This window comes from Acidobacterium sp. S8 (genome assembly GCF_009765985.1).
In the GTDB taxonomy this organism is placed as follows: Bacteria; Acidobacteriota; Terriglobia; order Terriglobales; family Acidobacteriaceae; genus Alloacidobacterium.
In genome coordinates, this window is the sequence record NZ_LMUM01000028.1 from 124984 (window position 1) to 146194 (window position 21211).

The 21211-nt window shown below is 56.2% G+C and carries 24 protein-coding genes; 14 read left to right on the top strand and 10 right to left on the bottom strand.

Annotation, left to right across the window (positions count from 1 at the left end):
- The first annotated feature begins 10 nt into the window (after window positions 1-10).
- Window positions 11-1858, top strand: a complete 1848-nt coding sequence (locus tag GSQ86_RS12355; protein WP_254062362.1) for an ABC transporter ATP-binding protein — start codon at window positions 11-13, stop codon at window positions 1856-1858.
- Window positions 1859-2164: 306 nt separating this feature from the next.
- On the opposite strand, the gene GSQ86_RS12360 is transcribed toward GSQ86_RS12355, so the two are convergent.
- The 6 genes from GSQ86_RS12360 to GSQ86_RS12385 form a co-directional block, all read right to left on the bottom strand.
- On the bottom strand, window positions 2165-4171 hold the full coding sequence (locus GSQ86_RS12360; RefSeq protein WP_158750252.1) for a CocE/NonD family hydrolase: 2007 nt from the start codon (window positions 4169-4171) through the stop codon (window positions 2165-2167).
- A 786-nt stretch (window positions 4172-4957) separates the two neighbouring features.
- Window positions 4958-6007: an agmatine deiminase family protein gene (locus tag GSQ86_RS12365; protein ID WP_158750451.1), complete on the bottom strand. Its 1050-nt coding sequence runs from the start codon at window positions 6005-6007 to the stop codon at window positions 4958-4960.
- A gap of 8 nt (window positions 6008-6015) precedes the next feature.
- Entirely contained in the window at window positions 6016-6939 is a 924-nt protein-coding gene (locus GSQ86_RS12370; protein WP_158750253.1) for a carbon-nitrogen hydrolase, read from the bottom strand.
- 135 nt (window positions 6940-7074) lie between these two features.
- Window positions 7075-7632, bottom strand: a complete 558-nt coding sequence (locus tag GSQ86_RS12375; protein WP_254062341.1) for a pyruvoyl-dependent arginine decarboxylase — start codon at window positions 7630-7632, stop codon at window positions 7075-7077.
- Window positions 7633-7717: 85 nt separating this feature from the next.
- On the bottom strand, window positions 7718-9310 hold the full coding sequence (locus tag GSQ86_RS12380) for a DHA2 family efflux MFS transporter permease subunit (protein ID WP_254062342.1): 1593 nt from the start codon (window positions 9308-9310) through the stop codon (window positions 7718-7720).
- 245 nt (window positions 9311-9555) lie between these two features.
- On the bottom strand, window positions 9556-10812 hold the full coding sequence (locus GSQ86_RS12385) for a site-specific integrase (RefSeq protein ID WP_158750254.1): 1257 nt from the start codon (window positions 10810-10812) through the stop codon (window positions 9556-9558).
- Window positions 10813-11301: 489 nt separating this feature from the next.
- Between GSQ86_RS12385 and GSQ86_RS12390 the strand changes: the two genes are divergently transcribed.
- From GSQ86_RS12390 to GSQ86_RS12435, 9 genes are all read left to right on the top strand, one after another.
- Entirely contained in the window at window positions 11302-11589 is a 288-nt protein-coding gene (locus tag GSQ86_RS12390; protein ID WP_158750255.1) for a helix-turn-helix domain-containing protein, read from the top strand.
- A gap of 249 nt (window positions 11590-11838) precedes the next feature.
- Window positions 11839-12816 carry a hypothetical protein gene (locus GSQ86_RS12395; RefSeq protein WP_158750256.1) on the top strand — a complete coding sequence of 326 codons (978 nt, stop codon included), beginning with the start codon at window positions 11839-11841 and terminating at the stop codon, window positions 12814-12816.
- Complete coding sequence (locus tag GSQ86_RS12400) at window positions 12813-13094, top strand: hypothetical protein (RefSeq protein ID WP_158750257.1); 282 nt, start codon at window positions 12813-12815, stop codon at window positions 13092-13094. The genes GSQ86_RS12395 and GSQ86_RS12400 overlap by 4 nt, the downstream gene beginning before the upstream one ends.
- Window positions 13081-13299, top strand: coding sequence for a hypothetical protein (locus tag GSQ86_RS12405; protein ID WP_158750258.1), 219 nt, complete (start codon window positions 13081-13083; stop codon window positions 13297-13299). Before GSQ86_RS12400 ends, GSQ86_RS12405 begins: the two co-directional genes overlap by 14 nt.
- A gap of 423 nt (window positions 13300-13722) precedes the next feature.
- Window positions 13723-13914 (top strand): type II toxin-antitoxin system prevent-host-death family antitoxin, encoded by a 192-nt coding sequence (locus GSQ86_RS23930; protein ID WP_158750260.1) that lies wholly within the window; start codon window positions 13723-13725, stop codon window positions 13912-13914.
- A 31-nt stretch (window positions 13915-13945) separates the two neighbouring features.
- Complete coding sequence (locus GSQ86_RS12420; protein WP_158750261.1) at window positions 13946-14188, top strand: hypothetical protein; 243 nt, start codon at window positions 13946-13948, stop codon at window positions 14186-14188.
- On the top strand, window positions 14185-14397 hold the full coding sequence (locus tag GSQ86_RS12425) for a hypothetical protein (protein ID WP_158750262.1): 213 nt from the start codon (window positions 14185-14187) through the stop codon (window positions 14395-14397). Before GSQ86_RS12420 ends, GSQ86_RS12425 begins: the two co-directional genes overlap by 4 nt.
- The gene (locus GSQ86_RS12430) at window positions 14397-15710 is read left to right on the top strand and encodes a phage major capsid protein (protein WP_158750263.1); all 1314 of its coding nucleotides are present in this window, start codon (window positions 14397-14399) and stop codon (window positions 15708-15710) included. Before GSQ86_RS12425 ends, GSQ86_RS12430 begins: the two co-directional genes overlap by 1 nt.
- A 3-nt stretch (window positions 15711-15713) precedes the next feature.
- A complete protein-coding gene (locus GSQ86_RS12435; protein WP_158750264.1) occupies window positions 15714-16349 on the top strand; it encodes an HK97 family phage prohead protease in 636 nt (211 codons plus the stop codon).
- Here the strand turns inward: GSQ86_RS12435 and GSQ86_RS12440 are convergent.
- On the bottom strand, window positions 16331-16546 hold the full coding sequence (locus GSQ86_RS12440; protein WP_158750265.1) for a hypothetical protein: 216 nt from the start codon (window positions 16544-16546) through the stop codon (window positions 16331-16333). The two genes, GSQ86_RS12435 and GSQ86_RS12440, sit on opposite strands and share 19 nt — an antisense overlap.
- A gap of 67 nt (window positions 16547-16613) precedes the next feature.
- Here GSQ86_RS12440 and GSQ86_RS12445 point away from each other — a divergent pair, with 67 nt between their 5' ends.
- Entirely contained in the window at window positions 16614-16928 is a 315-nt protein-coding gene (locus GSQ86_RS12445; protein ID WP_158750266.1) for a hypothetical protein, read from the top strand.
- Here the strand turns inward: GSQ86_RS12445 and GSQ86_RS12450 are convergent.
- Genes GSQ86_RS12450 through GSQ86_RS12460 form a run of 3 tightly spaced genes read right to left on the bottom strand, consistent with a single transcriptional unit; the run spans window position 16916 to window position 17598 of the window.
- A complete protein-coding gene (locus tag GSQ86_RS12450; RefSeq protein WP_158750267.1) occupies window positions 16916-17131 on the bottom strand; it encodes a hypothetical protein in 216 nt (71 codons plus the stop codon). The genes GSQ86_RS12445 and GSQ86_RS12450 overlap by 13 nt on opposite strands.
- A complete protein-coding gene (locus GSQ86_RS12455; RefSeq protein ID WP_158750268.1) occupies window positions 17112-17324 on the bottom strand; it encodes a hypothetical protein in 213 nt (70 codons plus the stop codon). Before GSQ86_RS12455 ends, GSQ86_RS12450 begins: the two co-directional genes overlap by 20 nt.
- A complete protein-coding gene (locus tag GSQ86_RS12460; protein ID WP_158750269.1) occupies window positions 17314-17598 on the bottom strand; it encodes a hypothetical protein in 285 nt (94 codons plus the stop codon). Before GSQ86_RS12460 ends, GSQ86_RS12455 begins: the two co-directional genes overlap by 11 nt.
- A gap of 128 nt (window positions 17599-17726) precedes the next feature.
- On the opposite strand from GSQ86_RS12460, the gene GSQ86_RS12465 reads away from it, so the two are divergent.
- The 3 genes from GSQ86_RS12465 to GSQ86_RS12475 all read left to right on the top strand — a co-directional run bounded on the left by GSQ86_RS12465 (window position 17727) and on the right by GSQ86_RS12475 (window position 21201).
- Window positions 17727-17909 (top strand): hypothetical protein, encoded by a 183-nt coding sequence (locus GSQ86_RS12465; protein ID WP_158750270.1) that lies wholly within the window; start codon window positions 17727-17729, stop codon window positions 17907-17909.
- Between the two features lie 283 nt (window positions 17910-18192).
- Window positions 18193-18495: a Dabb family protein gene (locus GSQ86_RS12470; protein WP_158750271.1), complete on the top strand. Its 303-nt coding sequence runs from the start codon at window positions 18193-18195 to the stop codon at window positions 18493-18495.
- Between the two features lie 195 nt (window positions 18496-18690).
- Window positions 18691-21201: an ABC transporter permease gene (locus GSQ86_RS12475; RefSeq protein ID WP_254062343.1), complete on the top strand. Its 2511-nt coding sequence runs from the start codon at window positions 18691-18693 to the stop codon at window positions 21199-21201.
- Window positions 21202-21211 lie beyond the last annotated feature (10 nt).

A 21211-nucleotide genomic window follows, 5' to 3' on the forward strand; every position in this document is an offset into this window, starting at 1 on the left:
CATGACGTCGATGAGATCTGAGCGCAGCGGCGGCCATCGCAGCGCCATTCGCGCCGATCAGCCAAAGAAGAAGGCTGACCTCAAAAAAGTCATGCCGGAGATATGGAGGCTGGTCCGCCCGCGTCGATGGCTGCTGGCCTTCGGCCTCGTCCTCATGGCCATCAATCGCGTTGCCGGATTAGTCCTGCCGCTCTCAGCAAAGCCTTTCATCGATCAGGTATTGCGACACCACCACGCAGAGAAGCTCCTCCCCCTCGTCGGCGCAGTCTTTGGCGCGACAGCCATTCAGGCCATCACTTCTTTTTCTCTTACCCAGCTCTTGTCAAAAGCTGCGCAGCGCATGATCGCCGACCTGCGCAAGCAGGTACAGCAGCACATCGGATTGCTTCCCGTCAGCTTTTATGACAGCAACCGCACCGGCGTCCTCGTCTCGCGCATCATGACCGATGTCGAAGGCGTCCGCAACCTCATCGGCACCGGCCTCGTCGAGTTCGTCGGCGGACTGCTCACCGCCACCCTCGCATTTATATTGTTGCTGCGCAGCAGCCATCGCATGACGCTGATTGTCTTCGCCGTCGTTGCCGTCTTCGTCATCGTCCTCTCCAACGCCTTCAGAACCATCCGCCCCATCTTCCGCGAACGCGGCAAAATCAGCGCCGAAGTCACCGGCCGTCTCACCGAATCCCTCGGCGGCGTACGTGTCGTAAAGGGCTACCACGCCGAGACACGTGAGGCCGGAATCTTCGCGCAGGGCGTTCAGCGCCTGCTTGACAACGTTATGCGCTCGCTCACCGCCACCAGCGCGCTCTCCTTTGCCGCAACCACCGTCCTCGGCGTTGTCGGCGGAATGGTGATGCTCCTCGGCGGTCATGCTGTTCTCGGCGGAGCCATGACCGAAGGCGCTTACGTGCAATACACCATGCTGCTCGCCTTCATGATCGCGCCCGTCTTCCAGATGGTGAACATCGGAACGCAACTCACAGAAGCCGTCGCCGGTCTCGATCGCACCATGGAGATTCTCAGCGAAAAAGACGAATTCAGCGATCCGAACCGCACCGTTGCGCTCGGCGAAATCCGCGGAGACGTTGCCTTCGAAGATGTCCGCTTCAGCTACGAACCCGACAAGCCGGTGCTGCACGGCATCTCATTCGAATCGCGCCCCGGCACCGTCACCGCGCTCGTCGGCTCCTCTGGCTCAGGCAAATCCACCATCATCAGCCTCATCTGCGGATTTCATAATCCTGACTCGGGCCGCATCCTGGTCGACGGCGTCGATCTCTCCACCGTCAAGCTCGACAGCTTCCGCAGCCAGCTTGGAGTCGTGCTGCAGGAGTCGTTTCTCTTCGATGGCACCATCCGCGAGAACGTCGTCTTCTCTTATCCCGACGCAACCGAAGCGCAATTCCTCGACGCGTGCCGCATCGCCCGCGTCGATGAGTTCGCCGAACGCTTTCCCGAAGGTTATGACACCATCGTTGGCGAGCGCGGCGTAAAGCTCTCCGGAGGTCAGCGCCAGCGCCTCTCCATCGCCCGCGCCATCCTCGCCAATCCGCGCATTCTCATCCTCGACGAGGCCACATCCTCGCTCGACTCCGAATCCGAGCAGATGATCCAGCACGGCCTCAGCTACCTCATGCAGGGCCGCACCACCTTCGTCATCGCGCACCGCCTCTCCACCATCCGCCGCGCCGACCAGATCCTCGTCATCGAATCCGGCTCCATCCTCGAACGCGGCACCCACGACACCCTCTACGCCCTCGGCGGTCGCTACTACGACCTCTACACTCGTCAGCACGGCCTCGAAACCAACCTCTTCCTCGCCCCCGGCGAAGGCGACACCGTAGAAGAAGTCAGCTAAGCAAAGGTAGAAGCACCGGCCTTCAGGCCGGTGAAATCAATCTGCGATCAACGGGCCTTCAGGCCAGGGCCGTTCTGTGATCGATTGATCTTAAGAAAAAATGCCGTCATCCTGAGCGGAGCGCAAAGCGCGCAGTCGAAGGACCCGCACGAACAACGTTCGTGCGAAGTGCTGGCAAAGCCAGCACCCACCTCTAAAACATAGGAGACCTCATTCTGACGACCAACGGGAGGAAAGAGTCCCAAATCAACCCGCAAAAACAAAAGGGCGCATCCGAAGACACGCCCTTCACAACAATTAACAAGCCTACCGCGGAACCACCGTCAACGTAACCGTGCTCGGATACTCCGATGAATGATGAATCGACGTATGCGCCACCACGCTCGTCGTCTCGTCGTAATTATTCCCGCCCGTATTCAAATTGCGATCGAAGCGCGGAAAATTAGACCCCGCCACTTCCAGCCGAATCCGATGCCCGGCAGCAAACCAGTTGGACGTATTCATCGGCGTCAGCGTCACTTTATAAACCTTGCCCTTCTCCAGCCACACCATGTGGTCGTCGCCATCGCGATACCGCAGCCGCTGAATCGTCTCATCCAGGTTGTAGGCCGTGCCATCTGGCTGCACGTCAATCAGCTTCGCCGTCACGTCCGTGTCCTTCACATCGGCAGAGACGTAAAGCGTAACTGTGATCGGCCCGGAAACCTCAATATCCTTCGTCAACGGCTCTGACGTGTAAACGACAATGTCCTGCCGCTCTTCCATCTTGCGCTGGTCGAGCGCGCCGCCGTTGCCCGGAATCGTATTGGCCGCGCAGCACACATTGCCCCCGTAAGAAGGAGTTGGATGCATCGGATCATAAGTAAACGTGTCGGCAAGATCAGCCTTCAGCGCCTTCTTATCCAAAGTCGAAGTGAAATTCAGCAGATCGCCTTTTGTGGTCGACGCAAGCGCGCCATCGCCATGCAGCGTGTTCGCATGTCCCTGGCTGGTCAGCGTCAGCGTCACAGGCTTCGCGCCCTCGGGCGGCCATGTATCCGAGTGCTGCCACTTGTTCAGACCCATCGTGTAGTACTGCACTTTGGGCGTCTTCTGCAGCATGCCGTTGTCCTCACCCTTCAAAAAGTGATCGAACCAGGCATACGTGATCTCGTCATAATCCAGCCGCGCATCGCCCATGTCGCGCTCACCCACTACGGTATGTTCGCTCGCGCGCTTGTACTGGCAATGCAGCGTCGGCGCAATAACCGCATATTGCTCGTTCGCCGCTTCGCCCTTCGCATGCTCGCGAACAAAATTGTAAGCAGCAAGATTCGGCCCCGTGGAAACGTCATACCAGGTCATAAACCAGAGTCCCGGAATATTGATCGGCATCGTATCCGACTGCCACAATCCGCCCTTCCGCCATGCCGGATCGTTGGGCGTTCTCTGAATCATTGCGCCGCCCGTCGTGTTCGGCATCACGTCGCTGTAGATACCCTTCGGCCCATCCACCGCCGAGATAAAGTCTTTCTCCGGCAAATGCTCAAAGGCCTTCGCCCAGTCCACAGGCGGCATCTGCGCTGCGAGATCAAACATCTTCGATGCCTTGATCAAATCAGCCTGCGAAGTGTCCGGAGGAAACATCGGCCGCACCTGATTCTGCTCGCCATAAAGCCAGTCAATAAACAACATCTGCACCGCGCCCCCGCGATACCAGTTGCCCTGCTCGTTATACGGGCCAACCTTGCCCACACCTGCGCCAAAGCTCTGCGGAATCATCGTCGTCAGCGCCTTATTGCCCAGCGAAGCCGCCGCCAGCTGCCACTCGGCGGTAGAAGAGCAGCCAATCAGCCCGATCTTGCCGTTCGACCACGGCTGCAGGGACATCCAGTTGAGCTGGTCATCGGCATCGGCCAGCGGCGCGCCCAGAATGTCGTAGTTGCCCTCGGAAAAGAAGTGTCCGCGCTCATTCATCTCCACCAGTACATAGCCGCGCTTCACCGCGTCCAGTTCCGTCGACATGTCGCGGTAGGTGCCCATCCGCACATCCCAGAAGTTGAAGTTGTAGGGCGTGCGGCTGAAGATAATCGGATACTTCTTCGACGTATCCTTCGGCCTGTAGATATCGGCAGCCATCCGCTTGCCATCGCGCATCGGAACCATCACCTTGCGGTCAATAATGGCGACGTCTTCTAGCTGCTTTTCAATGGACTCGCGCTTGGCAATCAGCGCCTGGCGTTCTTCAGGAGTAAGGTTTTGCTGTGGGCGCTGCGCGAAGAGAACGGGCGAAAGAACAAAGAGTAGGGATGCTGCGACACGACAATAGCGCATTCTGTGGTTTTGGCTCCAGTGGAGCATTTTTCCTGTAGAGATAAACCGCCATCATTTGAAAGACCGCCTCAGCCGCGAACGATCACCTCAGCCGAGCCATACTGACGACTTAACTTCAGCCGCCGTCATTCTATGACCACACTCAGCCGCCGTCATCATTCAGCCGCCGTCATCGTAGTACTGACGACCAACTCAGCTGCCGTCGTACTGACGATCGCGTATGCTGCGTGATACTAACGACCGCCTTCGATTGCCGTCATCTTGACGACCACCCCTCAACGCCGTCATTCTGACGACCAAAGGGAGGAAGAATCCCAAACCAGATCGGTATAGGATTTTGGCCCACCCCAAATGACATGTAGATCTAAATCACAGGAAAATCTGCTCTGAACTTGTTTTCTGCAAGATAGCAGAAAGCGCCCCGGTTCTCGCCAGCAGAAATAGCTGTCAAGCCCCCTAACCTCAATTTTCCTGCTAAACCACACATTCCAAAGGGAAGAAAACCGCCGCTCTTTGGCCGGTTATATTGCAGAAATCACTACAATAGAAATAGGGACAAAAAACTGAGCGCACCCGGTTTCCGAGGATTCTGTCTTTAGGGTAGAAGCACCGGGGCTTTAGCCCGGTGAATACAAACGAAGTCAAAGAGGGCTTTAGCCCTGGGTTTCACCCAATAAACTGAGTCAGACGAGACACTTACCCACAACGGCTCTGCTTTCAAACACTTGCGAGATTCGCAAGAAACAGCCTTTATTCCCAGCAATTTAGCCTACCCGGGGGGTGGGGCTATGCCGGCTGCTGCTGCGTCATGCAATGCAACGCTCCAAGCCCCCAGATAAATTCGCCGCAATGAATACCAACCACCTCTCGCCCCGGAAATAACTCCGCAAGAATATTCAGAGCCTTACGGTCGTTAGGGTCATTGAAGGTCGGCACCAGCACCAGACCGTTAGCAATATAGAAGTTGCCATAGCTCGCCGGAAGCCGCTGACCCTCGAAGATCACCGGAGAAGGCATCGGCAGCTCCACAATCCGATACGGCTGACCGGAAAGATTGCGAGCCGTTTTCAACCGGTCCAGATTCTCAGCCAGCGGCAGATGGTTATAATCCTCGCGGTTCGGCTCGACAACCGTAACGATAGTGTTCTCATCGACGAAACGCGTGATGTCGTCCACGTGTCCATGAGTATCGTCACCAGCGATGCCGCGGTTCATCCAAAGCACCTGATCGATACCCAGATAGTCGTGGAAGAGCTTCTCCAGTTGCTCGCGGCTGACGCCGGGATTCCGCTGCTGCACCGTGCTGAGCAGGCACTCTTCCGTCGTAATCAACGTGCCCATGCCGTTCACATCAATCGACCCACCCTCGAGCACCACGCGGTGGTCGCCAATCATCGGCGTCCACTGTTTCAACCGCAGCTCATCAGAAACATGATTCGGAATCTCATTATCGAACTGCCAGTTGTCATACTTCGCCCAGCCGTTGAACTTCCAGTTGGTGACGGCAATCGAGTCCGCATTCTTCACGAAAATCGGTCCCGAATCGCGTGTCCACACGCGATTCGTCGGCCACTCGTGAAAGTGAACCCGAGCAAGATTCGCGCCCGACCGCCGCAGTATGCTCCGAGTCCGCGAAGCCGCAGCAGCGTCGTTCACCAGGATGTGCACATCCTCCACGCGCGAGAGATGCCGCACGATATCGGCATACACCCATGGAATCGCCTGGAATTTGCCCGGCCAGTCATTCGCATTGTGCGGCCATGCAATCCATGTGGCCGCGTGCTTGTGCCACTCCGCAGGCATGCGGTAGCTGTGATCTCGAGGAGTACCTTCCATCGCGCTCATTACTTCTCCAGGGTTGTCGAGTCGAGAAAGCGATGCACAATCGGAGAATACGCATCGATGCGGCGGTCGCGAAGGAACGGCCAGTTGCGGCGCACATCTTCCATCGACCGCAGATTGACCTCGCCGATCAGGATCTCTTCCTTATCATGCGAAGCCTTGGCAATGATGCGTCCGAACGGATCGGCAATAAACGAGCCGCCCCAGAACTCAAGCCCCGCACCCTCGACACGGTTGCCGCGCACATCGCCCTGCTCATGGCCGACGCGATTCACCGCGCCGACAAAGACGCCGTTGGCAATCGCATGCGCGCGCTGAATCGTCTGCCACGCTTCATACTGCGCCGCGCCGAACTCATCCTTCTCCGACGGATGCCACCCAATTGCCGTCGGATAAAACAGAACATTCGCTCCCTGCAGAGCCGTAATGCGAGCGCCTTCCGGGTACCACTGGTCCCAGCAGACCAGCGTGCCGATCTTGCCGAATGCGGTGTCGAAAGCCTTAAAGCCGAGATCGCCCGGTGTGAAGTAAAACTTCTCGTAATAAAGCGGGTCGTCCGGAATATGCATCTTCCGGTACAGCCCGGCAAGCGTGCCATCCTGCTGCAGAATGGCGGCCGTATTGTGATAGAGCCCGGCAGCGCGCCGCTCAAAGAGGGAAGCGATCACAACGACTTTCTCCTCGCGAGCGATAGCGCTCAAACGCTCGGTACTTGGGCCCGGAATCGGCTCGGCCAGATCAAAAAGCGCAATATCTTCGCGCTGGCAGAAATACTGCGCGCGGAACAGCTCAGGCAGGCAAACAACGTTTGCGCCTTCACGGGCAGCTTCGCGGACGCGGTCAGCTGCCTTATCAAGATTGGCATCAGGGTCGGGGCTGCATGACATCTGCACCAGACCGATTCGGTAATTGGGATTGGATGGCATAAATTTCTCTCAACGACACATATACATAAGTTTTGCTAAAGGACAGAGAAAAGGCGCAGGCACCTGCGGCCCCGCGCCTCGATTGCTCCCCGCGGCAAAAGCCGCTCACAACTTAGATACGCTTCTTATGTAATTTTATTCAAAAATCAGGATTGCTGCTGCAATCGTCGTCGTCCAAAGTCCGCGTTTATCGCCGATAGCCGACTGCGTCACGTTAGCGGTGCGAACGATCTTATTCGAGATGCGGTAAATTTCCTTTTTCTCGTCCCAGCTTTTGTCAGGATCGAATTCGAGATCGAGGGTCGTCGCCAACATTTCTGCGGCTAATTCTTCTGCGTATTCCCCGGCCTGTTCTTCGGTTTCTCCAAAGCTGTGGTGCTCGCTCAAATAGCCATAAGAGTTGCGATCTGCCGGGATCGCTACCCCGATACTCGATGCCACCAACCGATGCGGCTCACGCGTGGAGTTCTCCGCCACAACCGCGAAAACAACCTCTCCCGGATGCAGATACTTCAAACCTTCTTTACGAGGAATCAGCTTTGCCTGCGGCGGGAAAATAGACGACACGCGAACAAGATTCTGCGCAGCAATTCCAGCGTCGCGTAGCGCCAATTCGAATGAAGTGAGGCGTTCTTTGTGCTTGCCCACACCCTTGGTAAAGAACAACCGCCTGGGAACCATGCTCTTGCCCAATTCAGAATCCTCCGCGCAGAACGCGTCTCTGCCTCAAGTTTGATGCAGAAAGATCATACGGCATCGCAGAGGAATCTGCAGTTGCTTAGTGTCCCATCGCCTCGCCAGCAGGCTTCTTCATCGCCGGCGGCTTCCGCATAACGAACGGCAGCGGAATGAGGCAGGCGATCATCACGCTCAGCCACCAGAATGCGTTCATGTAACTCAACATCGAAGACTGCTGCAGAAGCGCTTGATAAGCATGTCCCACCGCCGCCTGTGCCGCCTGGTCAGAGCTTTGCCCGAGGCGCATCAAGGATGCCTTGGTCGAATCAAGAAACTGTTGGTACTGGGTGCTTCCGGCTATGATATTAGCGCCCAGCGTGGACTGATGTGTCTGCTGCGTCCTTTGCAGGAATGTCGTCAGCATCGCCGTACCTACGCTGCCGCCAAGATTACGTGCGAAATTCGAGAAGCTCGAAATCTGGTTGTTCTTGTTGAATGGAACGCCGACATAGTTCAGCGTACTGATCGGAATGAAAACAAACGCAAGTCCGCTCACCTGGAACATTCGCCAGAGCACAATGCTGCCAAAGCTGGTTTGAAGATCGAGGCGCGTGAGATTGTAAAGGCCAAGAGCCGTAATGGCGTAGCCGATAGAAACCAGCAGACGCGCGTCCATCTTGCCGATCAGTCGTCCGGCAATCGGCATCATCAGCATCATCATGAAACCAGCAGGCGAGAGAGCTTCGCCCGCCCGTTCCGCCGTGTAGCCCATCAGCACCTGTAGAAACTGCGGAATCAGCACGGTTGAGCCGAAGAGCACCATTCCGAGAATGAACTGCAGAAAAATAGCCGTGCCGAAGTTTCGGTTCTTGAGCAGTTTGAGATCGACGACGGGGTCTTCATGGTTCCACTCCCAGATCACAAACGCGACCAGAGTACAGGCGGCAAGTATGGCGAACGTTGTGATCATGTTGTCGCCGAACCAGTCTTTCTCCTGCCCTTTATCGAGCACAAATTCGAGGCAGCCGACACCAATCGTAATCAAGCCAAGCCCCATCGTGTCGATCTTCCCGACCTTCTTGCGCTGTTCCTGCAGATACGGAGGATCTTCCACCATGCGCTGGCTCAAAAAGATCGACAATATGCCGATCGGAATGTTGATAAAGAAAATCCAGTGCCAGTTGAAGTTGTCGGTAATCCAGCCGCCCAGCGTCGGGCCAATGGCAGGCGCAACCACCACTGCCATTCCATAAACAGCAAAGGCCTGCCCGCGCTTGCTTACAGGAAATGTGTCCGCCAGAATCGCCTGCTCACTCGGAGCCAGGCCGCCGCCACCTGCACCCTGCAGAATGCGGGCGAAAATCAGCATCGGCAGCGACTGCGCAATGCCGCACAGAAACGAGCAGACCGTGAACATAACCACGCAGGTCATGTAAAAGCGCTTGCGACCGTAGCGCGTCGCCAGCCAGCCTGAAATCGGCAGAACAATCGCGCTAGACACCAGGTAGCTGGTCAGAACCCAGGTCGCCTCTTCCTGGCTCGCTCCAAGCGAACCCGCCATATGGGGCAGGGCGACGTTGGCAATCGAGGTGTCCAGCACCTCCATAAACGTGGCCAGGGTAACCGTCAGCGCTACCAGCCAGGGGTTATGTTTTGGTCTCCAATTGTGATAGTCGGTCTGGTGATCAGGCACGCCTTTACCATCGCTTCATTCTGGGGGAATTGAGAAATTGTCTGTGTTGTTAACTCCAGAGTAACAGCTTGCCGCCTGCATTAAGATGGCGGTATGTACATTCATTGCTTTGCTTTTCGCTGGAAACCTGGAGTGAATGAAGAACAGATGGAACGCGTCGCCCGGGAGATTCAAAATTGACAGAGTTTTATTTCTTGGTGGTTTCAAAACCGCTTCAAAAGTCAATAAAATCAACGACTTAAAAATTATTGGATGGTCGGCCATTCATTTTTGACACCCACTTTGACACCCACTGGAATTTCGGCACCCACTTTGACACCCGCTTTTAGCCTCGACGAGTACCGGTCGTTCACCTTCTGGAGACCCTCACGCATGGCATCCGTTTTACCGCGCATGTAGAACTTTGCCGTGATCTGGAAGTTCGAGTGACCGAGGACCGTCTGGATCACCTTCAGGTCGACGCCTGCGTTCTGCAAGATGTCCGCGGTCGTGTGCCGAAGGTCATGGAAACGGATGGCTGCGATCCTGTCAGGGCTGAACCTGGCTGCTGCCATTTGCTTTTTTAGGGTTACCAGAGGTTCTTCAGACATGACCCGATGGCCGTGCCTCGATGTGAAGATATACCCTTCGTCCTGCTTCCACTTGGAGCCGGCAGCCAAACGTTCGGCCTGTTGGCGGTCCCGTCTACGCTTCAGCGCTTCTGCTGCAATGGGCATCAGCGGTATGGTGCGGTCAGAGGCTTCTGACTTCACGCCGAGCTTGACCACGCCCTCACCCTTGACGCGCTGCAGTACTTCGCTCACTGTCAGGAGATTCGCTTCGAAGTCGATCTTCGACCATTGCAGGCCGATGACCTCGCCGCTTCGCAGACCCTGAAACAAACCCATGTAGAAAAAAGCCTCGAACCGGTGATCGCGCACCGCGTCGAGAAGCGCAATCGATTCGGCCTCGGTCAGCGGATGGGTTTGGTATTTCTTCTGTTTCGGCGGCTGCGCGTTTTTCGCCACGTTGCGGTCGAGAATCTCCCACTTGATTGCACTGGTCAGGGCGGTTTTCAGAGTCGCGTTGAGGTTCTTTATCGTCGTCGGACTCGGCACGTTCCGGGCAACCTCGTCGAGCAGGTCCTGCACATGCTTTGGTTGTAGCTTGTCCAGTCGAATGTTCCAGATCGCCGCCTTATAGTTCCGGTTCAGTAGATGAACTCTTACGTTCTGCTCATAGTTGCGATAGGTGCCGGGCGCCTTGTTGGTTTTTACGAAGGGCAGCCAAGAATTAAGAAACGACTCGACTGTGTGGTTCTGATTCAACGCATGACGACCACCGCGCTCAAATTTCTTTCGTAAGTTCTTGACCTCTTGCAAGACTTCTGCCGCTGTTGGCCTCGTCACGTATACGCGCTTACCGGCGAGTCGGATCTTTGCCTGATAGTTTCCACTCGCCAGTTTCTTCGGCTTCGAGCCTTCGCCATTGCCGCGTTTATATCCCGTCCTGTCCTCTGTCATCGGGTCGACCTTTCTGTTTTATCTAACGGCACTGGCTTCGCCTCGAGCGCGTGGCGCATAAGCCACCGTGCAGTTTCGCTCTGTGAAGTGAAGCGGTGTTTGAATCGAAAATTCTCGATTTGCTTGGCAAGCTCTGCGTCCACGTAGATGTGGATCATTTTCATTGGTTCCGGTTTTGGTTTCTGTTTTGGCATATAGCCCCATTATATACGTTATAGGTGCCACAGGTCGGAATGCTGAAGGTGGGCGAAACAACTATGCGCCAAACTTGTACCCATCCGCAAATATCGCCTGTGGAAAACAAGCGCTTTCTTCAGCTTTTTTAGGAGTGCGAAATTTTCCATATCGACCGGAATTTTCTATACAGTGCGATATTTTTAGCGAATCTGGGGTCGTTTGGGACACCTGCGACCCGCAAGCAGCTAACTCGAAAAGTCGATGTCGTAAAACTATTCACAACGGCATTGTGAGATGGAGGTTACGCATCCGATGAAACGCAATAACAACGCTGATCTAACCAAGCACGCTACCGCGGTGCTAGAAGCAAAGCCACAACCAGAGCCGAAGAGAATGCGTCGCAGAAAAGACCCTCAGCTGGAATTCTGCTTGACGCCCCGCCAGGTTGCGCGCGACTGCGGATTCGGAGTCAGCAACACCTATCGAATGCTGGCGCAGGGCATCCTGCCTTCGATTCGTGTAGGAAATCGCTATTTTGTTCCTCGCTTGGCTCTGGCGAGATGGTTGGAGAATTGCGGTCGGATGTCACAGCAGCAGTAAGACAAAGGGACGCTCCAGCGTGCCGTTAGAGGCGCAGAGCTAAACGATCAAACACCTGAACTTTTCCAAAACGAAGAAAAGCGGTTTCCCTTAGTTGGCATAGGCGGACATGAAAAAGCCGCCAGCAATAATGCCGACGGCTTAGACACCAGTGGAGGATGTCATGAACCCTTGCCAACAGATTACGCCTGTTCCTTACGTCGCGCTCCAAAAAAGTGATGCCACGCACCACAGAAATAGCGGTGCGCGATGAAGCGTGAAGCGCCCACGAACACGAAGTTAAAGCGGCTGTGCTGGATGCTCGATCTTCCTCTCTACGTGGTGGTCGGCATTCTCGAGCTCCTGTGGCATATGACGGCGCGTGAACGGCCAAGAGGCGATATCGGCAATAACCACAGCGACGAAGACATTGCCCTGGGCATCGATTATCGAAATGATCCGACCAAGCTGATTGAGGCACTCGTGGAGTGTCGCCTGTTAGATCGTCATCCGAAATACCGCCTCGTGGTTCACGATTGGAACGAGCATGCCGAGGACTCGATAGACATCAAGCTGGCACGCGCAGTGCTCACCTATGCAAGCGGTCATTGGCCACGCATGACGCGACTCAACAAGAACGAACGCAAGCAACTGGAGCCGCAATTCAGAGACAAATACGGGTCACGTCCGGATGCAAAAATGCATGAGCAAATCGAGCGTGCGCACGACGAGCGCACAAAAGCGCACGAAACACCACTACCAAGCCTTGCCTTGCCTTGCCTTACCTTGCCTTTGCCAAACCAGAACCAAGACACACACGCGCCGCTGGTGCGGCGCAATGCATCGTCTGGCGACGAGTCGGCTGGTGCCGACGAAACGCACACGTCTGGCGACGTGTCGAGTGTGTGTGTCCTTTCTTCACAGCCGCTAGAACAAAATACAGAAGGCGTCTTTGAATCAATCATTCAAACATGGAACAACAACTGCCTTCCAGAGTTCCGACAGGTGAAAGACACACCGACGCGCAGGAACTTTCTACGAATCTGCATCAAGCGCCACAAACTGACGCCGGCGATGATGCTTGAGGCAGTTCGGTATTTGAAGAGTACTTACGGTTCCGGATTGACCTTCGACCAGCTGATCCAGCACGACACCATCGTCAAAACACTTGAGAAAGCGGCGTATAGAAAGGCGAAGCCGATGCCGGCATTTCGCGACCTCACACTCGCCGGGAGGAAGCCACAATGACCAAGAGCAACATGATTTCGTCTGTAAACAACCTGTCGGTAGCGGTCGAGAATGGTGAAGTCGTGCTTGAGCAAGATGGCTTCGATAGGAACGTCGAGTTCACATGTAACCGCATCAGCGTCACCGCGCAGCAAGTAGCGCAGCTCGTCGAATCTCTGTTGGAGGCCGCAGCTGAAATCGGTGAGAGCGACTTCATGGAGTTTCCATGCGGTTGTTTCGCGGACCTGAAGCTGAGACGCGAAAAGAAAGCCGAGCGAGCCGCACATGCGCACAGCTGAGCAGATCGCTGAAGACAGCCGAAGGCTTTCGATCTGCGCGGCGATTGAAGCGAAGATCGCGCGGATCGCGAAGAAGCATCCTGGGCTGCCATTGCTTGAGCTTGCCGAGAAGCTGCCGGCGGATGAAGGCGAGCGGTTGTTGCAGATGATCGATGAGTTGGAGATTCAATCTCAGGAGACACGGGCGGTCGAGGTGGAGCGATGAGCGCGCTAGGTTTTGGCTTAGGGTGAGAATCTCGCCCTAAAGTATCAGCCACCGCCTTTATGTCCTCGATCATGCGCCGCGCTGCCGCTGATCGAGCAGGAAGCAGCGCAGCGACAAGTGGAAGCTGGCAAGCATGGAAGCAAGGGTGGTCGCGGAAAGAAGAAAACCCTTACTCAAAAAGTTGAGCAAGGGTTTTCAGATCGCAACGAGACGACGGCAGCAGCCGAAGCCGCAGCGATCACTGGCACGAATCGCCAGTACGTGTCTGGCGGTAAGAGCGCGGGTCGTTAGCAAAGCAGGGGGGGAGGGTACCTCAAATCTCTGTGGAGGGGGCCTCGGTACCACAACGGACCCCGAGTAAAAAAAATCGCAGGTTTTGGTATTTTTCTGAAAAATTGACCAGCATTTTGAGGGTTTTTCCAAATGAGAGTAGGAGTTGCAGCCGCAAAAAGTCGCTTTTCGGAACTGCTTCGACTCGCCTCGCAAGGTCGACGCGTTGTCATCACGAAATACGGCAAACCCATCGTCCGCCTGCGTGGATTTCCGAACCAGCGGAGCCACGAGGGCGACGATCCAATTGCCAGACTGCTAGCAAAGATCGCGCGGGATAACTGAGGGAAGGGAGTGTACGCAGATGGATGATGAAATGCAATTGCAAATGTGGAGTGTCGTAAAGAGCCTCTCCGGTCTGGTGACGCGGCATCAGGAGTTGATCGCGGCGCTCTACAAGCACAATGGCGAGCTCACAGCAGCACTGGCATCGCAATTTGGCTGGGAGCCGCCAGTGACGCAGCCTGAGCCGACTGTCGATGAATTAGAGGCCGTGAAACGTGGCGTCGCCGAGTTGGAGGAGATGTTCGGCAGCGAACCCGACAAGGAGCAGAAATGAACTCGATCACCGAACGCAATCAAGCGATGCACGCCAAAGTGAAAGCTGTGATGGATGAGTACGAAGCCTTCATCGACTTCATGCGTGCAGTAGCCACCGCTTTCTTCGAGAGAACCGGTCGTGAGCTTCACCCGAACGAAGAGTTCCTGCCCGAAGACGAAGGACGCGCAAAAGAAATTTTGGCATCACCAACGAGAGTAGTGCAATAATGCGACAGGACACTCGCACGACGCGCCGCCAAAAGCACCCGTCGTCAGAGCCGCCCGGCCCGCTCACAGCCGCTCTACAAGGCACTGTGAAGCTAAGCATGGAGTGTCCCATCATGGATAGCGAGACGAAATCCTTTCTTGAAACCATTGACAGCGCGGTAAAGGCTATCGCTGAGCAACAGCGCCAGCAGGGGCGGCAACTCGATGCGATTGACGTCGTCAACCAGCGCCGCCTTTCCGCGGCAATTCTCAACGAAGACGTTTTGCAAAAAGCACTGGCCGAAAGCGACGACTTGAGGCGCGTGATCGGCGTGAGCAAAGGCCGAGCGAGCATCCGTGTGAACGACCTGAATCAGATCCCGCTGGGCCGCAAGATGATCACCGGCACAAGCCCGGGTATGGCGGGAACACCGGGCGTCATTGCACCGCAACAAGTAGGCACAATTGTCCCGCTGGCGCAGCGCCGTTTGTTCTTGAGGGACCTGCTCTATCGCGGCAACACGACGACAGGGAACGAGGTTTATTTCGTTCGAGAACAAAGCTTCGTGAACAGCGCTTCACCGCAGCCCGGCGAAGGCAATCTGAAAGCTGAGAGCACGATTACATTCACGACCGTTAGCCAGTCCGTTGTAACCATCGCCCATTGGCTTGCCGCGAGTCGTCAGGTGATGGACGATAGCCCCACGCTGGCCGCCTTCATTCAACAGAAACTGCTCTACGGTTTGCGTTACAAAGAAGAAGTAGAGATTCTCGCTGGCGATGGTACGGGAAATCACCTGACCGGGCTTCTCACCATCGCGGCGCAGTTCGACCCGGCGTTGCTTCCCACTGGTGCGACGACGGAAATCGACACTCTCAGAGTCGCTTTAGAACAAGTCGAATTAAGTGACGAGACGCCTGCCGGATTTTTCGTTTTGAATCCAACCGACACAGCGAAAATCGACTTGATCAAAACCACCTTCGGCACCTACGTCGTCGGTGATCCGGGTGCGCCCGCCGCGACGCAAACCCTCTGGGGTAAGCCTGTTATTTCGACGACTGCGATTTTACCGGGCACATTCTTGGCTGGCAGTTCTGAGAGCGCCGAATTGATCGATCGCATGGATGCCGTTGTCGAAATCAGTTTCGAAGATCGCGACAATTTCATTCGCAATGCCGTCACGATTTTGTGCGAAGAGCGCACCACGCTTTGCACCTATCGGCCGAACGCATTCGTCACGGGAAGCTTCGCATCGGCGTTGTCATCGCGGCTGTCTTCACCGCTCAACAGCCCGTCGAATGGCCGAACCTTGCCAGTGTCTCCGCAGGGGTGATCGATGCAGACGAAGGATTGCGCTTTCCGCGTCAAAAGCCTCGATGATGGGGCTCAAGGTTCGTTTGTTGGCTACGGCTCGACTTACAACAACACGGACCTGGGCGGCGACGTGGTTGCGCCGGGAGCGTTCACAAAGACGCTGCAGAGCTCTGGTGGGACCATTCCTCTGCTCTGGCAGCATGATAGTCGTGAGCCTGTTGGCACTGTGAAGGCGACGGACAGCGAATATGGCCTGAAGGTTGCCGGTCAGCTGCTGATGGAGTTGCCAGTCGCACAGAAGGCGCACGCGCTTTTGAAAAGCGGCATCATTCGCGGCATGAGCATTGGCTACGACACGATCCGGTCGACCGACACACCCGATGGCGGCAGGCTGTTGCAAGAGCTCAAGTTGTGGGAGCTGTCGCTCGTCACGTTCCCGATGAACGAAGCCGCGACAGTTCTCGGTGTGAAGTCTTTGGGCGACGTCGAGAGCATATTGCGAGGTATCAGGGACGCTGGTGATCCAGAGGTCAAAGCCCATCTGCGAAAGATCGCTGCCGAGTGTAAACGGCTGTTACCGGCGGACGTGGACGACGCAGAGCGGCGGGCAATCGCCGAGCTCGCGGCGAAGATTCGCAGTTACGTGGTGGTCCAGTGATCGTCAACCCTGAGAAGTTCGCCGAACGGCATCGCCTCATCTGCACGAACGCCGAGCGGGAGTTCGCTCGCAAGCAAGCTGATCATCGCAAGCATACGCTCGAGGCCGAGGTCCGCAGCTTGGCGGCCGATGTAGTTTTCCTGATCAAGCGAGGCAGCACGAGCCGAGCGGAAGTTGTCGCGATCCGGTGTGCGCACCTGGGTCTTAAATTAGCTAGCATCGCAAAATGACGCCTTCGTGACGATCTGCCTGTAACTCAACTCTTTGAGTAACAGGCTGGCGGTCGAGCAGGGCATGACGCTGCGCGCGTATGCCGACCGCATCGGCGTGAACGAGCAGACCGTTCACCACTGGAAACATGCGGCTGAGGTCGCAGTTATCGGCGCCGATAACTTTTCCAAACTGACAGGCAAGATCGAGCATCTGGTTGCGATCCACGCCGCGCCGAAAGAGACGTGGAAGGGGTGGTCTCGAGTCACCCCGAGTTCAGGCAATGTTGGTGAAGAAAACGCTGTCGACTTACCCGACACCGTTTTATTTCCGCTGCGTATAGACCGCCAGACGCATCAGTCTTCCTGACAGTCCGGACAGCTTCCCACATGCCGCACCAGCGGTATCAGAGCCGCATCCAGCCGCTTCTTCAGTTCAAGGACATTCAAAGCATGCACGTGTTTCAGAACGTCGTGTGAAGCGTCCAGAAACGCGAGCGCGAGCCTGTTGCCGATGTCGCAAAACTGGAACTCGCCGTTGAGAATGATCGGCTCATTCAGATCCATTTGCATCCGACCTTTCGATGGGAACTGCTGTGTTCATCGTCCCGATGCCCTTCATCGGTATCACGACGTCCTGCTTGCAGTTCGGGCAGCGCATGCGTTCGCTGTCGATGCGCAGGAGCTCGTGCGGCTGAACCTTGTAGCCGCACTCAGGGCAGGTCGTCGACAGATCGAATGATTTTGGATCGACTCTATTTCGCATGATCGGATGCTGCGGCGCGCGGCGCTGACTTCAGTTCATAGATCGCGACCAGATACCGCGTTTTCCACATTCGGTCACACTCGACACCCTGCTTACAATAATCGGCATGCATTTCCCGCAGACGTTTAACCAGATGGAAGCGGCACGATATCGCTTCGGTGGCCTTTCCGTTTGCTCCGAATGCGGAAAGAAGATCGAGTATTGGACCGCGCCGGGAGAACAGCGTGCGGCCTTCGACTTGATGGCTGGGCCGGAAAGCCCTGTCGTCAAGCATCGCTGTCACTCGCATCCTGAACCGACCGCTCGATCTGTTGCGCGCAAGGCAGCGATGGGCTGGAGATAAGCCCGGCGACGCGGTAAAAAATCGTGGTTATTCGGCTTCGAAACGGTGAAGCTGAAGACATGCCACACACAACAGAACAGCGCCTCACAGTCGACCAGACCGACGAGATTATCCGGACCGCTTCGCCCTGGGACGGAGCTATCGAAGACTGCGAAGAGGATCGCAACGAGGTCCGCTACTTTTTCGAGACTGGCAGGACAGGACGAGTTTGCCGGCAGACCGGGACCGTCACGATCAGCTGACCTTCGACATCATCAGCCCACCACCGACCGGAGCCGACCAGCTCCGGTTTCTCTTGCTCCACAATGCCCGGCAATCGCTCAGAATTGGCCTATAGGCGATTTCCTCGAAAACAGGCGACCTTTCACACCCACTGGAAATCAGAAAGCCGTTCTTGGCCAATCCAGATCAGGGTTTTTTGACACCCATTTGACACCCACTGGAATTGAAACTATAGAAAATTCGTGTCAATTTGGAAAATATAGAACGTTCCATTCTGCACAGGTCGACATGTACAAAACGTGCATGAACATTGACGATCATGCTATTCAGAACAAACAAAAGGCCTTGAAGCTGTCACGCCTCAAAGCCTTGTTTTTTGTGCCCCTGAAAATTCAAAATCTTCAGGGACAGATCCCCGGATTGATCGAAACCTATGTCGGGAAAAATATTTCTCCGCGCGGACAGGGCTATACCTTTGGCGGCGTGATGAAGTTTACCGACCAGGCCAGCCTCGATGCCTACGGTCCGCACCCGCTCCATCAAGAACTGCTCGAATGGCTGGTGCCCTTAATCGATCCCATCGAGTTGGATTTCGAACCTCAATAAGCGACTCGAAATCCGTCGTCTGGGTGCCGCAGGGCTCAGCCTTTGTCCATTTTTGAACGCAGATGAGCGAATCCGGACAATCTCACGTCTGCTATAGCATCCGGCGTGATGGAGAAAATCGCCTCGAATGAGCGATATACCGGCACTCTCGAGTTGGAATACCACGTGCACCCGGGAAGATCGGAAGGGTGTGTCATGTCATCGATCATTGGAAATCTGCGTTACGCTCTGCGGCAGCTGAAAAAGTCCCCGGGGTTCACCGTAACTGCCATTTTGACCCTGGCGCTCGGAATCGGCGCAAGCACTGCGATCTTCACCCTCTTCGATCAGGCACTCCTCCGCAGTCTGCCCGTAAAAGACCCGCAGCAACTGGTGCTCCTCCGTTTTTCCGGCGATCGTGTAGGACATATCAACGATCAGGGTGGCGACCATGATGATGCGCACGTCTACCTCACCTACCCTATGTATCGCGATCTGCGCGATAAAAGCTCCATCTTTGAGGGGTTAATCGCAACATCGGCCGCATATGCGGGCGTTAGCTGGCACAACAGCGCCGAATCCGTTTCTGCCGAGATCGTAAGCGGAAATTATTTTGACGTACTCGGAATTCACCCCGCGGCCGGAAGACTCTTTGCCTCGAGCGATGAGACGGCGCCCGGAGCCAATCCAGTTGCGGTCCTCAGCTTCGACTACTGGAAGCGGCGCTTCAACGAAGATCCAACCATCGTAGGGCAAACCGTCTCATTAAATGGAACACCATTCACCGTCATCGGCGTCGTCGCCCCGGGCTTTCACAGCGCCGTCTGGGGAGACGAGCCGCGCGTCTTCGTACCCATGACGATGCAGCGTACACTCTCTCCGCTCAATGACCTGACCGATCGGCAGTCCTATTGGCTCAAAATCATCGGACGTCTCCCCGTCGGAGTAACGACAAAACAGGCCGATGCGGCCCTGGCGCCGCTATGGCACTCGCTCCGCGAGATGGAGTTCAAGAATATTCACGACCAGTCCGAACGTGAACATCAACGCTTTGTCACCACTTCGCATCTGAGCGTCGCTGACGCTGCCAGAGGGTTTTCCCCCATGCGCGAAGAGGTCGAGACCCCGCTGCGTATCTTAATGGGCATGGTTCTGTTGCTCGTCGCTATGGCTGCGGTCAACATGGCGAGCCTGCTTCTGGTTCGTGCCGCTGCCCGTGTGCGGGAATTTTCCATGCGCTACGCCCTGGGCGCAAGCAGGGCCGATATCGTGACGCAGCTGCTGACGGAAGGCCTGCTGCTGGGCATCGGCGGAGCAACGCTGGGTGTTCTCTTCGCCCCGCAGATGGTGCGGCTTCTGATTGCGTGGCTCTCCGCGACTTCCCCCGACACACCGTTTTCTGCCCAGATGGACACCCCGATTCTCGCGTTTGCTTTGTGTGTCACTCTGCTCGTCAGCGTCGTCTTCAGCCTCGCTCCAGCCGTACAGTTCTTTAAGCCGAACCTCGTCGATTCGCTCAAGCAGCAGAGCGGTACGGGCACCGGCGGATCCATCAAATTCCGCAGAAGCTGCGTTGGCCTGCAGATTAGTTTCACCCTGCTCCTTCTTGTGGGCGCTGGCCTTTTCATGCGGACCATCCAGAAGCTTCACTCCGTGGATGCTGGATTTCCCACCGATCATCTTCTCCAGTTCGATATCTCGCCTCAGATGGCCGGCTATCAGGGAGACTCCATTTCTAATGTCGAGCTGCGCATCCTTGATGCCGTCGCCGCCCTGCCCGGAGTTCGCGGCGTGGGCGCCACCAACGATCCCGAATTGGCAGATGAAGGAACAAACGGCAGCGTGGATATCGCCGGATACACACCGAAGCCCGACGAAGAAGTGGACGCCGAGGTGCCGTGGGTAAGCAAGGACTACTTCTCCGCGATGGGCATTCCCCTCATCACGGGGCGGGGATTCACCCGGGCCGATGCACTCGGAGCGCAGAAGGTCTCGGTGGTGAATGAGTTATTCGCTCGTAAATACTTTGGCTCTGCAGCCAACGCGGTGGGCCATCATGTAAGCCGCAGCCGCCGTCCGGAAACAGATACCGTCATTGTTGGCGTAGTCCGCAACATTAAGCATGAATCAGTGCGCGAGCAGACCACGCCTACGGTTTTCCGCCCATTTGTGCAAAACGACAAGCCTGTTTCGCTGACATATTATGTGCGCACCTGGCAGACTCCCGAATCGACCTCGCATGCCATCCAGGCTGCGGTGCAGGGCATCGATCCTAAGCTGATCGTCGACAGCACGCGCACCCTGCAGGACGCGATCAACCAGACCATCAGCTCCGAGCGCATGATCGCCCTCCTGGCTTCGGTCTTTGGCGCGCTGGCGGCGCTGCTGGCTGGCATCGGACTTTATGGCGTGCTGGCCTATTCAACGGAGCAGCGCACGCGCGAAATCGGTATCCGCATGGCGCTGGGCGCGCAGCGTTTCACCGTCGCCCGCTTGATTCTGCGTGAAGTCATGGTGCTCTCCGCCGGAGCCGTACTGGTCACCCTGCCGATAGCCTTTCTGCTCACCCGAACTTTGCGTGAACAGCTCTTCGGCATCTCACCCGCCGACCCGCTTGTCTATGGCGGCGGTATCCTGATGATCGGCATCGTCGCTTCGCTGGCAGCACTGCTACCCGCACGCCGAGCCGCATCCGTCGAGCCGGTAAAAGCATTGCGCGCCGAATAGCACAGGAGAA